Raw genomic sequence first — 13,774 nt, 5'->3', positions numbered from 1 at the left:
TACATAATTATCTTAATTGTCCCATAACGGAACGCCATGACCAACTACAGCCTGCGCGCGCGCATGATGATTTTGATCCTCGCCCCCACCGTTCTCATCGGTTTGCTGCTGAGTATCTTCTTTGTGGTGCATCGCTATAACGATTTGCAGAGGCAGCTGGAAGACGCCGGAGCCAGCATTATCGAGCCGCTCGCCGTCTCCAGTGAGTATGGGATGAACCTGCAAAATCGCGAATCTATTGGTCAGTTAATCAGCGTGCTTCACCGCCGCCATTCGGACATCGTGCGCGCGATTTCCGTGTACGATGAGCATAACCGCCTGTTTGTTACCTCGAATTTTCAACTCGATCCTACGGCCCTGAAAATCCCGGACGGGACGCCGTTCCCGCGCCACCTCACGGTGCTGCGGCGCGGGGATATCATGATTTTGCGCACGCCAATCATCTCGGAAAGCTATTCGCCCGATGAATCAGCCCAGTCTGACGCCAAGACCAGCAGCAATATGCTGGGATATGTGGCGCTGGAGCTGGATCTCAAGTCAGTCCGACTGCAGCAGTACAAAGAAATTTTCATCTCCGGCATGATGATGCTGTTCTGCATCGGGATTGCGCTGATCTTCGGCTGGCGACTGATGCGCGATGTGACGGGACCCATACGCAACATGGTTAATACCGTTGACCGCATCCGCCGTGGGCAGCTCGACAGCCGCGTGGAAGGGTTTATGCTGGGCGAGCTGGATATGCTGAAAAACGGCATCAACTCGATGGCAATGTCGCTGGCTGCGTATCACGAAGAGATGCAGCACAACGTCGACCAGGCGACGTCCGACCTGCGCGAAACGCTGGAACAGATGGAGATCCAGAACGTTGAGCTGGATCTGGCAAAAAAACGCGCCCAGGAAGCGGCGCGTATTAAATCCGAATTCCTTGCAAATATGTCCCACGAGCTGCGCACGCCGCTGAATGGCGTGATTGGCTTTACCCGTCTGACGCTGAAAAGCGAGCTTAACCCGACGCAGCGCGATCACCTGCACACCATCGAGCGCTCGGCCAATAACCTGCTGGCCATCATTAATGACGTGCTGGACTTCTCCAAGCTGGAAGCGGGCAAGCTGATCCTGGAGAGCATTCCGTTCCCCCTGCGCAGCACGCTGGATGAAGTGGTAACGCTTCTTGCCCACTCGTCGCATGATAAGGGGCTGGAGCTGACGCTCAATATTAAGAACGACGTGCCGGATAACGTCATTGGTGACCCCCTGCGCCTGCAGCAGGTTATTACCAACCTGGTAGGTAACGCGATTAAGTTCACCGAAAGCGGGAATATCGACATTCTGGTCGAAAAACGGGCGCTCAGTAACAACAAAGTTCAGATTGAAGTCCAGATTCGGGACACGGGCATCGGTATACCGGAGCGCGACCAGTCGCGTCTGTTCCAGGCGTTCCGTCAGGCGGACGCCAGCATTTCCCGCCGCCACGGCGGTACCGGGCTTGGGCTGGTGATCACCCAAAAACTGGTGAAAGAGATGGGCGGGGATATCTCCTTCCATAGCCAGCCAAACCGCGGATCAACCTTCTGGTTCCATATCAATCTTGACCTCAACACGAATGTACTGGCCGATGGCCCGGTCACTGACTGCCTGAAAGGGATGCGCCTGGCCTACGTCGAGCCAAACGCCGCAGCGGCGCAGTGTACGCTGGACGTGCTCAGCACCACGCCGCTGGAGGTTGTCTACAGTTCTACCTTCTCTGCGCTGGCCATCGAGCATTACGATATCCTGCTGATGGGTATTCCGGTGACCTTTACGGGCGAGCTGACCATGCAGCAGGAGCGTCTGGCGAAAGCGGCATCGATGACTGATTACCTGCTGCTGGCGCTGCCGTGTCACGCGCAAATCAATGCGGAAGAGTTAAAAAACGATGGGGCGGCGGCCTGCCTGCTAAAACCCCTCACCGCGACGCGTCTTCTGCCTGCGCTGACAGAATACTGTCGTCTAACGCACCAGGCCCTGCCGCTGGTTCATGACGAACATAAGCTGCCGATGACCGTGATGGCGGTGGATGATAACCCGGCAAACCTGAAGCTGATTGGCGTGCTGCTTGAAGATCAGGTCCAGCACGTCGAGCTCTGCACCAGCGGGGCCGAGGCGGTAGAACACGCTAAACAGATGCAGTTCGATCTGATTCTGATGGATATTCAGATGCCGGGTATGGACGGCATTCGCGCCTGCGAGCTGATCCGCCAGCTTCCGCATCAGCAGCAAACGCCGGTGATTGCCGTCACCGCCCACGCGATGGCCGGCCAGAAAGAGAAGCTGTTGAGCGCGGGGATGAATGACTATCTGGCAAAACCCATTGACGAAGAAAAACTGAATAGCCTGCTGTTACGCTATAAGCCGGGGCACATCGGTGGGACCTACACGGTGTCCAGCGAACCGGTCGAGATAAGCGTTAACCACAACGCCACCTTTGACTGGCAGCTGGCGCTGCGCCAGGCGGCAGGTAAACCGGACCTGGCGCGCGACATGCTGCAAATGCTGGTCGCTTTCCTGCCGGAAATTCGTAATAAAGTCGAAGAGCAGCTGGTGGGCGAAAATCCTGAAGAACTGCTGGAGGCCATCCACAAGCTGCACGGCAGCTGCGGCTACAGCGGCGTGCCGCGCCTGAAAAATCTCTGTCAGCTGCTTGAACAGCAGCTCCGCGCCGGTACCCCAGAAACTGAGCTTGAGCCTGAGTTTCTGGAGCTGCTGGATGAAATGGATAACGTGACGCGGGAAGCGATGAAGGTGTTGGGGAACTGAGGTAAAAGCCCGGTGGCGCTATGCTTACCGGGCCTACAGGTGCGGGTGCGGCCTGATGCCCTCACCCCGCCCCTCTCCCACGGGGAGAGGGAGAACTACATTCCCTGCCCCGCTTTTAACGTTGCCGCGATATTCCTCGCGGCCATCTGCACATTCTTGCTGGCATTTTCAAGCGCGTCTTCCAGTGAGCAGATCGTGTAGATCACGCTAAACACCGCATCAATGCCGTGATCGTGTACCACACCAACGTCCGCCGTCAGGCTTCCTGCAATACCGATAACGGGTTTGTTAAAGCGTTTCGCCACTTTCGCCACGCCCACAGGGACTTTGCCGTGGATCGTCTGGCTGTCGATGCGACCTTCTCCCGTGATCACCAAATCCGCATCGGCCACCTGGTCGGCCAGGTGTAGCGCATCGGTCACGATCTCAATGCCCTGGCGCAGCTGCGCGCCGCAAAAGGCGTAAAGCGCCGCCCCCATGCCACCCGCCGCGCCGCCGCCATCGAGACTGACAACATCAATATCTAAATCCCGGGCGATCACCCTTGCGTAATGGGCCAGCGCCTTGTCCAGAGTAATAATCATCTCCGGCGTCGCCCCTTTCTGCGGGCCAAACACCGCAGAGGCGCCCTCTTCACCGAGTAGCGGGTTGGTGACATCGCACGCCACTTCAATGCGGCAGTCTGCCAGACGTTTATCTAACCCGCAGAGATCGATATGCTCAATACGCGCCAGCTCGCCGCCGCCCTGCCCGATAGGCTGTTTTTCGGCATCCAGAAGCTTTGCACCCAGCGCCTGCACCATGCCCGCGCCGCCGTCATTCGTCGCGCTACCGCCAATACCGATAATAATATGCTTAACGCCCGCATCCAGCGCATGGCGGATGAGCTCACCCGTTCCCCACGAGGTAGTGAGCAGCGGGTTACGCCTGGAAGGCGTGACAAGCTCCAGACCGCTTGCCGCCGCCATCTCAATAAACGCGCTCTGCTCGTCACCGGAAAGCCCGTAAAAACCGTCAACGCGCTCACCCAGCGGGCCGGTGACGGATACGGGGACAATACGCCCATGAGTGGCCGCGACCATGGCTTCCACGGTCCCTTCTCCACCATCCGCAACCGGAAGTTTGACGTACTCTGCCGTCGGAAAAATTTCGCGAAAACCGTTTTCAATCGCCGTCGCGACCTCAAGCGCGCTCAAACTTTCCTTATACGAGTCCGGTGCGATAACAATTTTCATAAGCCATCCTTACGCATGTTGATTACGTTAAGCATACACCACGTAAATGACCGCCCATGGGAGCGGTCCCAGTGCGTTTATCGTACCATGCATGGACGCTTGTTGTCGAATGTCCAGTCAGGGATCAGATACTGCATCGCCAGCGCATCGTCACGCGCGCCCAGCCCGTGTTTCTGATAGAGCTCATGCGCTTTCATCACCTGGTCCATATCCAGCTCAACGCCCAGCCCCGGCGTAGCAGGCACCTGCACCATACCGCCTTTGATCTCGAACGGTGTCCTGGTCAGGCGCTGGTTACCTTCCTGCCAGATCCAGTGGGTGTCGATAGCGGTGATTTTGCCCGGCGCAGCTGCCGCCACGTGGGTAAACATCGCCAGCGAGATATCGAAATGGTTATTCGAGTGCGAGCCCCAGGTCAGGCCGAACTCATGGCACATCTGCGCCACGCGAACCGAGCCTTGCATCGTCCAGAAGTGCGGGTCCGCCAGCGGAATATCGACAGACTGCAGGGAGAGCGTGTGGCCCATTTGACGCCAGTCGGTAGCTATCATATTGGTCGCGGTTGGCAGACCGGTGGCACGACGGAATTCCGCCATCACTTCACGACCGGAGAACCCCTGCTCGGCACCGCACGGATCTTCTGCGTAGGCCAGCACGCCTTTCAGCTGCTTGCCGATGGCGATCGCTTCATTGAGCGACCAGGCGCCGTTCGGATCCAGCGTGACGCGCGCCTGCGGGAAGCGTTTAGCCAGCGCGGTGATAGCTTGTGCCTCTTCCTCACCGGCCAGCACGCCGCCTTTCAGTTTGAAATCATTGAAGCCATATTTTTCGTAAGCGGCTTCGGCAAGACGCACCACCGCATCCGGGGTCATAGCTTCATCGTGGCGAACGCGATACCAGTCGCATTTCTCGTCCGGCTGGCTCTGGTACGGCAGCGGCGTCAGTTTGCGGTTGCCGACAAAGAACAGATAGCCGAGCATTTCCACTTCGCTGCGCTGCTGGCCGTCGCCCAGCAGAGAGGCAACGTTTACCCCCAGGTGCTGGCCTAGCAGATCCAGCATGGCGGCTTCGATGCCGGTGACCACATGGATAGTCGTGCGCAGGTCAAACGTTTGCAGACCGCGGCCGCCCGCATCGCGGTCGGCAAAGGTATTACGCACGCCGTTCAGAACGTTTTTGTATTCACCCAGCGTTTTGCCTACGACCAGCGGAATCGCGTCTTCCAGCGTTTTGCGGATCTTCTCGCCGCCCGGTATTTCCCCTACGCCCGTATGGCCGGAGTTATCCTTGATTATCACAATATTGCGGGTAAAGAACGGCGCGTGCGCACCGCTCAGGTTCATCAGCATGCTGTCATGGCCCGCAACCGGAACGATCTGCATGGAAGTGACTACAGGGGTAGAAAATGTGCTCATCGTGCAATCCTTTTATCAGTGACGTCCAAAAACAGGGCGCTTACGGTCAAATGTCCAGCCGGGAATAAGGTACTGCATCGGGCCCGCGTCGTTACGCGCGCCGCCCGGCAGCTTTTTATACGCCTCGTGGGCTTTGTGGATCTGATCCCAGTCAATCTCCACGCCCAGCCCCGGCGCATCCGGCACGGCAATTTTGCCATTTTTGATCTCGAGCGGATTTTTGGTCAGACGGGTTTCTCCCTCCTGCCAAATCCAGTGGGTATCGATGGCGGTTGGATTACCCGGCGCTGCCGCACCGACGTGGGTAAACATCGCCAGCGAAATGTCGAAATGGTTGTTGGAATGGCAGCCCCAGGTCAGACCCCAGTCGTCGCAGAGTTGCGCCACGCGCACGGCGCCAGAGAGCGTCCAGAAGTGCGGGTCCGCCAGCGGAATGTCCACCGCGTTCAGCATCACCGCGTGGCCCATTTCGCGCCAGTTGGTGGCAATCATATTGGTCGCTACCGGCAGGCCGGTTGCGCGGCGGAACTCCGCCATTACCTCGCGACCGGAAAAGCCCTGCTCGGCGCCGCACGGGTCTTCTGCATAGGTCAGTACATCGCCCAGGCCTTTGCAGAGCGTGATGGCCTCATCCAGCAGCCATGCGCCGTTCGGATCGACGGTGATCCGCGCGTCCGGGAAGCGCTTTTTCAGCGCGCGGGCACTCTCAATTTCCTGCTCGCCCGGCAGCACGCCGCCTTTCAGCTTGAAATCTTTAAAGCCGTAGCGATCCTGCGCGGCTTCCGCCAGGCGCACGACCGCCTCGCTGGAGAGCGCCTCCTGATGGCGCAGCCGATACCATTCGTGGCTGCCAGGAGAACGTTCCAGATAAGGAAGATCGGTTTTGGTGCGATCGCCAACGTAGAACAGATAGCCCAGCACCGTAACTGCATCACGCTGCTTACCCGGCCCGAGCAGTTCACAGACCGGAACATTCAGTGTCTTACCGAGTAAATCCAGCAGGGCCGCTTCCAGCGCGGCAACCGCGTTCACGCGCAGTTCAAACGTCCACGCGCCTTTGCCAAAGGTGTCAAAATCTGCCGACTGGTTGCCCTTATGGACGTGCTGAACCACCTTGTTCAGACGCGCGACTTCCTGCCCGACAACCTGCGGTATTGCGTCTACCAGCGTCTGGTAAATCACCTCTCCACCCGGCGCTTCGCCCACGCCGGTATTGCCCGCGCTGTCGGTCAGCACCACGATGTTGCGGGTAAACCAGGCGCTATGCGCGCCGCCGATGTTGAGCAGCATACTGTCCTGCCCCGCCACCGGAATGACCTTCATTTCCGTCACGACCGGGCTTGATTGCGTTGTCATCATCCGCGCTCCCCAACAGGTTTAAGTTCTACACGTTTGATATCGCCCACCAGCACCAGATAACTCAGTACCGCCACCAGAGCATGAACCCCTACGTAGATCAGCGCGCCGTTGAAGGAACCGGTCGTCCCGACGATGTAGCCGATAGCAATTGGGGTGATAATCCCGGAAATGTTACCGAACATGTTGAACAAGCCGCCGCTCAGGCCGCTGATCTCTTTTGGCGCGGTATCCGCCATCACCGCCCAGCCCAGCGCACCGATGCCTTTACCGAAGAATGCCATGGCCATAAAGCCGATAATCATCCACTCCGCGTTGACGTAGTTGCAGAACACCATGGTCATCGAGAGCAGCATGCCGAGCACGATAGGCGTTTTGCGCGCGATATTCAGTGAACCGGTACGGCGCATCAGCCAGTCGGAAATCACGCCCCCGAGCACCCCGCCCACGAAGCCGCAGACCGCCGGAACAGAGGCAACGAAGCCCGCTTTGAGGATCGTCATGCCCCGCGCCTGCACCAGGTAAACCGGGAACCAGGTGATAAAGAAGTAGGTCAGGGCGTTGATGCAGTACTGGCCCAGATAGATGCCGATCATCATGCGCGAGCCGACGAGCTGTTTGATCTGCGCCCATTTATGGCTGAACGGCACTTTCGCTTTGGCGCTCTTCTGATCCATATTGATCAGCGCCCCGCCTTCCGCAATGTACTCCAGCTCTTTCTTGTTCACGCCAGGGTGTTGGTTTGGCTCGTGGATCACTTTCAGCCACACGAAGCTAATGACGATCCCAAGTCCGCCCATGAAGAAGAAGACGTGTGACCAGCCCACCTCTTGCGTCAGCCAGCCCATGATCGGTGCGAAGATAACCGTCGCGAAGTACTGTGCGGAGTTAAAAATGGCTACCGCCGTTCCTCTCTCCTGCGCCGGGAACCAGGCCGCGACGATGCGGCTGTTGCCGGGGAAGGACGGCGCTTCCGCCAGGCCCACCAGGAAACGCAGGGTGAAGAGCGCAATGATAATGCCGAAGCCGCTGAAGATATCGACGAAGCCCTGCAGCAGGGTGAACATCGACCAGATAAAGATGGACCAGAAATAGACGCGCTTCGAGCCGAATCGGTCGAGCAGCCAGCCGCCGGGGATTTGGCCGATAACATAGGCCCATGAAAACGCAGAGAAAACGTAACCCATGCCAACCGGATCAAGCCCGATATCTTTTGCCATTTCTGAACCGGCAATCGACAGCGTGGCGCGGTCACCATAGTTGAAGGACGTGACGATAAACAGCATCACCACTATCCAGTAGCGTGCGTTAGTGCGCTTTTCCGCGCTGCTCGCAGCCTGGCTTAATGTACTCATAGTTGCACTCCTGAATCCTGGCTTTCGCCGGTTCATTCTGTACAGCACCTGTAGGGTAATCAGAATGAGAGGTTAGTATTGGGCAGTTTTGGTACGGCTTAATGCCGTTTTATAGGGAAGCACTGCCTTTTTTTGTAACTGACGGGGAAAGTATATGAAGGAGTGGCGCTCTGCCTCACCGTGCATCGACACAACATTGAAGGAGGCGTGAGACGTGGTTTGGGGCATAAGCCCAAAGCAGTGGAAGATGGTTCACGGAATTGAGGTTTTCGTGCGGTTTCGTTGCCGGGTGGCGGCTTCGCCTGACCCGGCCTACAAACCCATACGCCCGCGCAAGCGAAGCGCCGCCGGGCAGAGTGTTATTTGAGAAGCGTGGCCCAGTGCTCAACCCACGGGTTCGATACGCTTTCGGGCTCCGGGTGTTCGCCCGCATCAATCAGCAGCATCTCGCCGACGCGCTGGGCACTTTGCTCCTGAAGGAGCGCGTCGAACTGCTTGCCGCCGCCGCAGAAGTTGGCGTAGGAGCTGTCGCCCAGGGCAATGATGCCGTAGTGAACGTCAGGCTGATAGCCAAGCTGGTCTTTGATACCCTGAAACAGCGGCACGATGCTGTCCGGCAGATCGCCCTGCCCGGTCGTAGACGTGACGACGAGAGCGTATTTGTCTTTATACTTTTCCCAGTCTGCCAGCTCCGGATCTTCATAAACCGTGGCTTTGTGGCCCTGGTTGGCGAGGATCGCTTCGGCTTCTTCCGCTACCAGCAACGAATTGCCGTACATCGTGCCGACAAAAATGCCTACTTCAGCCATGCTTTACTCCCTTACTTAATGCGCGTGTTGTTCATCCTGAACGTTGCCCGGTGCAAACTCAACCCTTTCATTTTCGGGGAGTTGTCCCAGCCAGCCAAACTGTGACAGCGCCTGCATCCAGACGTAGTCCAGCCCCGCGCGGATAGTCAGCGGTTCGCCAGTGAACGGGTGCGTCAGGCTAAGCTCGCTTGCGTGCAGCATCAGACGGCCGCAGCCAAAGTGCTCGGCCGCACTGCGGTTCTGACGCAGGTCGCCGTGTTTGCTGTCGCCAATGATCGGGTGACGCAGGTGTGACAGATGGCGGCGAAGCTGGTGTTTACGTCCAGTTTTAGGCAAAAGCTCAACCAGGCTGTAGCGCGTGGTAGAAAATTTACCGGTGGCCACCGGCATTTCGGTTGTCGCCATGCCGCGATAATCGGTCACCGCAGGCTGAGGCTCTTTATCAGCCCGCGCAAATTTATCGGCAATTTTGTCCAGCTCCTCCACCAGCGGATAATCCAGCGTTGCGGCATCCGTCAGCCAGCCGCGCACAATGGCATGGTAGCGCTTTTGCATCTGGTGCTGTTCAAACTGCTGCGACAGCAGCCGCCCCGCTTCGCTGGACAGCCCCATCAGCAGCACGCCGGAGGTCGGGCGGTCCAGACGGTGGACGGTATACACATGCTGGCCAATCTGATCGCGTACGGTCTGCATGACCACGACTTTCTCGTCGCGATCCAGCCAGCTGCGGTGTACCAGCCAGCCCGACGGTTTATTCACCGCCACCAGCCACTCGTCCTGATAGAGGATCTCAATCGTCATGCATCGTTACCGGCAAACAGCGCATCCAGGCGCTCTAACTCAACCAGCGCGACAACGCGCGCCGGGTGCGTCGCATCCAGCGCCATTTCATAATAGGGCGCAACCGCAAAATTCTGCGGAAGCGGATGACGCCCATCCAGCAGAGCGTGCATGCGGGGGATCAACACCCACTGCAGCCACTCGAACGGCTCAAGGGTATCCAGGCAGAAAGGCTGGGTGCTTGCGAACGCTTCAGGCTGCGGCGCAGTCTCCTGCCACAGCTGATGTTGGCGCAAGAGTGCTTCGATGGCGTGCAACTGAGCACGAACGCTATCGTGTTGCGTCATGAAAAACCTCAACTGAAAAAATGATCGGCGCGCAGCATAGCATTGCAGAAGGCATAAATAAAAAAAGGGAGCACTGTAAAAACAGTGCTCCCGGTTCGTTTCGCAGCATTCCAGCTACAATTTGTGCTCCCTGCTCATCCGTGACAACTTTTCCTGATGCCCGAAGGCCTAGTCATCCGTCTACCGCTGCATCCTGCTCACATCGTCCTGACGTGTTTGTTTCATCCTGAAACATCCTGGCCTTCCTGACCCACCGACCATCCTGACCGGCTCACATTCTCCTTCCTGGAGGTGTCCCTTACGCATCCTGCGCGATCCGCTTCGCTTCATCCAGAAGCCTTCCTGCAACGCCATCCTGGCGGGTCCTTCGTGAGAAATGCCATCATCCTGATGTTCATCTCTCGTGTCGGCTTCCTGTCGACGGAGATAGAATCCGCTATTCCGCTTCGTCTTACAACCCACTCTCACAGCAGTGTAAGCAACACGTACCCTTCTCACACGGCACAATACCCAATTAACAATTTGAAAAATATGAATTTGTTTATTTTACACCGTTAAGATATTACTGAATGACTCAGCGATCTCTCACAAACCTTGTAAGAGATCTCTCACACGCGCTATAGCATGATGGATTACAGAAGCGGCTCAAGTCGGGTGAGGAAATCCGCAAGTGAGGGGGCGAGAACGTCGCGATTGCGGGTGCCGATGGTCTCTTTAATCACTTCGCCGGAAAGGTTACAGACGGAAATAACGTCCAGTTCACTGTCGAGCGTGGCAATAAAGAGAGTCGGTGAAAGCTTAAGGCGTTTTTGCGTGACCAGATGGCCAATCAGGTTTTCCTGAACGCGCTGGAGATCGTCTTCGCTCCAGGTTTGCAGCAATGTTAGCGATATGTCGGCAAAGCGCGCGGCCATATCCCCCGCAAACTGCGTGGTGTAAAACGCGTGAACCGGTGGTTGTACCACAAGGCCCATTGCCCGTTCAACTCCATTTACATTAGCCTCGCCCGTAAAGGCTTTAGGCTGCCAGAGCACGCTGTCATCAAGAGTTGAGATTATGCACGGTGATGGCACGCCATATAAATCAGCGCTTTGCGGCCACGTTTCCTGCTTCTCATGCCATGCGTCGCAGTAGCGGGTCGTGAAGCTCGTAAGGGCATTTGCAGTTTCGATATCCACGGATTTCTCTCTTCTTGTAAGACAGGATAAACTCAGCCCCTAAGTGTACCTGTAAAGTGGTTATGAAACATGTCTTACGAAAATCATCAGGCGTTAACGGGCTTAACGCTGGGTAAATCGACCGATTACCGCGACACCTACGATGCAAGCCTGTTGCAGGGTGTTCCGCGCAGCCTCAACCGCGATCCGCTGGGCCTGCACGCCGACGCGCTGCCGTTTGTCGGCGGCGATATCTGGACGCTGTACGAACTCTCCTGGCTTAACGCGCGCGGCCTGCCGCAGGTGGCCGTCGGCCACGTGGAGCTGGATTACGCCAGCGTTAACCTCGTCGAATCCAAAAGCTTCAAGCTGTATCTCAACAGCTTTAACCAGACCAAATTCGACAGCTGGGACGACGTACAGCGCACGCTGGAGCGGGATTTACGCGCCTGCGCGCAGGGCGACGTGGCGGTTTCGCTGTATCGTCTGAATGAGCTGGAAGGGCAGCCTGTCGCCCACTTCAACGGCGCCTGCATCGACGATCAGGATATCGAGGTGGATAGCTATGAATTCAGCACCGACTACCTCGAAAACGCAGCGTGCGGCAAGGTGATTGAAGAGACGCTGGTCAGCCATCTGCTCAAGTCTAACTGCCTGATCACCCATCAGCCTGACTGGGGCTCGGTGCAGATCCAGTATCGCGGCCCAAAAATCGACCGTGAAAAGCTGCTGCGCTATCTGGTGTCGTTCCGCCATCACAATGAATTCCACGAGCAGTGCGTGGAGCGCATCTTTAACGACGTTATGCGTTTCTGCCAGCCGGAAAAGCTGAGCGTTTATGCGCGCTACACCCGCCGCGGCGGTCTGGACATCAACCCGTGGCGCACCAATACCGATTTTGTGCCTGCCACCGGTCGGCTTGTCCGGCAGTAATATAAATATTTTCACAATATGCGCAGTCTATTCCGCGCTTTAGGTTGTGAAACGTCATAAGCCAGGGCTATTGTAATCAACAGGGAAAGACGATAAATGTCCCGTAAGGAGCTCACTTGATTACACACATTAGCCCGCTTGGCTCAATGGATATGTTGTCGCAGCTGGAAGTGGACATGCTTAAACGCACCGCCAGTAGCGACCTTTATCAACTGTTTCGTAACTGTTCACTTGCCGTTCTGAACTCCGGAAGCCTCACCGACAACAGTAAAGAGCTGCTGTCCCGCTTCGAAAGCTTCGACATCAACGTGCTGCGCCGCGAGCGCGGCGTGAAGCTTGAGGTCATCAACCCGCCGGAAGAGGCCTTTGTCGACGGGCGTATTATTCGCTCGCTGCAGGCCAACCTGTTTGCCGTGCTGCGCGACATCCTGTTCGTTAACGGCCAGATCAGCAACGCGGGGCGTTTCCAGCATCTTGACCTGGAAAGCTCGGTTCATATCACCAACCTGGTCTTCTCTATTTTGCGTAACGCCCGTGCGCTGCACGTTGGCGAAGCACCAAATATGGTCGTCTGCTGGGGTGGACACTCAATTAACGAAACCGAATATCTCTATGCCCGCCGCGTGGGTACTCAGCTTGGCCTGCGTGAGCTTAACATCTGTACCGGCTGTGGCCCCGGCGCGATGGAAGCACCGATGAAAGGCGCCGCCGTGGGACACGCGCAGCAGCGTTATAAAGAAGGGCGTTTTATCGGGATGACAGAGCCGTCCATCATCGCGGCTGAGCCACCTAACCCTCTGGTTAACGAGCTGATAATCATGCCGGATATCGAAAAACGTCTTGAGGCGTTTGTCCGTATTGCCCACGGCATCATCATCTTCCCAGGCGGCGTAGGCACGGCGGAAGAACTGCTTTATCTGCTGGGCATTCTGATGAACCCGGCCAACAAAAATCAGGTTCTGCCGCTGATCCTGACCGGTCCGAAAGAGAGCGCAGACTACTTCCGCGTGCTGGATGAGTTTATCGTGCATACCCTGGGCGAAGCCGCGCGCAGCCACTATCGCATCATCATTGACGACGCTGCGGAAGTGGCGCGCCTGATGAAGAAAGCGATGCCGCTGGTGAAAGAGAACCGCCGCGATACCGGAGATGCCTACAGCTTTAACTGGTCAATCCGCATCGCGCCAGACCTGCAGGTGCCGTTCGAGCCTTCTCACGAGAATATGGCCAACCTGAAACTCTACCCTGACCAGCCGGTGGAAGTGCTGGCCGCCGACCTGCGACGTGCCTTCTCGGGCATCGTGGCGGGCAACGTAAAAGAGGTGGGGATCCGCGCTATCGAGGAGTTCGGGCCGTATAAGATCCACGGAGACAGTGAGATGATGCGCCGCATGGATGACATGCTGCAGGGCTTTGTCGCCCAGCACCGCATGAAGCTGCCGGGCTCAGCCTACATTCCTTGCTACGAAATCATCAAATAACGCTCTTTCATGACCAGCACAAGCCGGATCGCATCACGTGCGATCCGGCTTTTTTATTACTGAACTCATTCATTGCGTTGTCTTATAAATTGAACAAACGTAGCGCCAAC

11 protein-coding genes are annotated in these 13,774 nt (G+C 57.0%); 3 read left to right on the top strand and 8 right to left on the bottom strand.

Going from position 1 to position 13,774, the window contains the following annotated elements; translation table 11 throughout:
- Positions 1-36 precede the first annotated feature (36 nt).
- Positions 37-2,796: a two-component sensor histidine kinase BarA gene (gene barA, locus D5067_RS04730; protein ID WP_119936054.1), complete on the top strand. Its 2,760-nt coding sequence runs from the start codon at positions 37-39 to the stop codon at positions 2,794-2,796.
- Positions 2,797-2,891: 95 nt separating this feature from the next.
- Here barA and D5067_RS04725 read toward each other — a convergent pair whose 3' ends face one another.
- The 8 genes from D5067_RS04725 to syd all read right to left on the bottom strand — a co-directional run bounded on the left by D5067_RS04725 (position 2,892) and on the right by syd (position 11,271).
- Positions 2,892-4,031, bottom strand: coding sequence for a glycerate kinase (locus D5067_RS04725; protein ID WP_119936055.1), 1,140 nt, complete (start codon positions 4,029-4,031; stop codon positions 2,892-2,894).
- A 77-nt stretch (positions 4,032-4,108) separates the two neighbouring features.
- Positions 4,109-5,446, bottom strand: a complete 1,338-nt coding sequence (gene gudD / locus D5067_RS04720; protein WP_119936056.1) for a glucarate dehydratase — start codon at positions 5,444-5,446, stop codon at positions 4,109-4,111.
- A gap of 15 nt (positions 5,447-5,461) precedes the next feature.
- A complete protein-coding gene (locus tag D5067_RS04715; RefSeq protein WP_119936278.1) occupies positions 5,462-6,802 on the bottom strand; it encodes an enolase C-terminal domain-like protein in 1,341 nt (446 codons plus the stop codon).
- Positions 6,802-8,157: a galactarate/glucarate/glycerate transporter GudP gene (gene gudP, locus D5067_RS04710; protein WP_119936057.1), complete on the bottom strand. Its 1,356-nt coding sequence runs from the start codon at positions 8,155-8,157 to the stop codon at positions 6,802-6,804. Before gudP ends, D5067_RS04715 begins: the two co-directional genes overlap by 1 nt.
- A 359-nt stretch (positions 8,158-8,516) precedes the next feature.
- Positions 8,517-8,966, bottom strand: coding sequence for a flavodoxin (locus tag D5067_RS04705; RefSeq protein ID WP_119936058.1), 450 nt, complete (start codon positions 8,964-8,966; stop codon positions 8,517-8,519).
- 15 nt (positions 8,967-8,981) lie between these two features.
- Positions 8,982-9,767, bottom strand: coding sequence for a tRNA pseudouridine(65) synthase TruC (truC, locus tag D5067_RS04700; protein ID WP_119936059.1), 786 nt, complete (start codon positions 9,765-9,767; stop codon positions 8,982-8,984).
- Positions 9,764-10,093 carry a YqcC family protein gene (locus D5067_RS04695; RefSeq protein WP_119936060.1) on the bottom strand — a complete coding sequence of 110 codons (330 nt, stop codon included), beginning with the start codon at positions 10,091-10,093 and terminating at the stop codon, positions 9,764-9,766. Before D5067_RS04695 ends, truC begins: the two co-directional genes overlap by 4 nt.
- Positions 10,094-10,725: 632 nt before the next feature.
- Positions 10,726-11,271, bottom strand: coding sequence for a SecY-interacting protein (gene syd, locus D5067_RS04690; RefSeq protein WP_119936061.1), 546 nt, complete (start codon positions 11,269-11,271; stop codon positions 10,726-10,728).
- Positions 11,272-11,340: 69 nt separating this feature from the next.
- Between syd and queF the strand changes: the two genes are divergently transcribed.
- Together queF and ppnN are read left to right on the top strand one after the other, a co-directional pair.
- Positions 11,341-12,183: an NADPH-dependent 7-cyano-7-deazaguanine reductase QueF gene (queF, locus tag D5067_RS04685; RefSeq protein WP_119936062.1), complete on the top strand. Its 843-nt coding sequence runs from the start codon at positions 11,341-11,343 to the stop codon at positions 12,181-12,183.
- A gap of 116 nt (positions 12,184-12,299) precedes the next feature.
- Positions 12,300-13,664: a nucleotide 5'-monophosphate nucleosidase PpnN gene (gene ppnN / locus D5067_RS04680; RefSeq protein WP_119936063.1), complete on the top strand. Its 1,365-nt coding sequence runs from the start codon at positions 12,300-12,302 to the stop codon at positions 13,662-13,664.
- Positions 13,665-13,774 lie beyond the last annotated feature (110 nt).

Source organism: Enterobacter huaxiensis (assembly GCF_003594935.2).
GTDB classification, from domain to species: Bacteria; Pseudomonadota; Gammaproteobacteria; order Enterobacterales; family Enterobacteriaceae; genus Enterobacter; species Enterobacter huaxiensis.
This window is presented reverse-complemented; position numbering and strand designations above follow the sequence as displayed.

What these genes read in the sequence shown, in the direction of transcription:
- D5067_RS04705 (WP_119936058.1), bottom strand. Translation starts at nt 8,966, where the DNA reads ATGGCTGAAGTAGGCATTTTTGTCGGCACGATGTACGGCAATTCGTTG.
- D5067_RS04695 (WP_119936060.1), bottom strand. Translation starts at nt 10,093, where the DNA reads ATGACGCAACACGATAGCGTTCGTGCTCAGTTGCACGCCATCGAAGCA.
- truC (WP_119936059.1), bottom strand. Translation starts at nt 9,767, where the DNA reads ATGACGATTGAGATCCTCTATCAGGACGAGTGGCTGGTGGCGGTGAAT.
- gudP (WP_119936057.1), bottom strand. Translation starts at nt 8,157, where the DNA reads ATGAGTACATTAAGCCAGGCTGCGAGCAGCGCGGAAAAGCGCACTAAC.
- gudD (WP_119936056.1), bottom strand. Translation starts at nt 5,446, where the DNA reads ATGAGCACATTTTCTACCCCTGTAGTCACTTCCATGCAGATCGTTCCG.
- D5067_RS04725 (WP_119936055.1), bottom strand. Translation starts at nt 4,031, where the DNA reads ATGAAAATTGTTATCGCACCGGACTCGTATAAGGAAAGTTTGAGCGCG.
- D5067_RS04715 (WP_119936278.1), bottom strand. Translation starts at nt 6,802, where the DNA reads ATGACAACGCAATCAAGCCCGGTCGTGACGGAAATGAAGGTCATTCCG.
- queF (WP_119936062.1), top strand. Translation starts at nt 11,341, where the DNA reads ATGTCTTACGAAAATCATCAGGCGTTAACGGGCTTAACGCTGGGTAAA.
- barA (WP_119936054.1), top strand. Translation starts at nt 37, where the DNA reads ATGACCAACTACAGCCTGCGCGCGCGCATGATGATTTTGATCCTCGCC.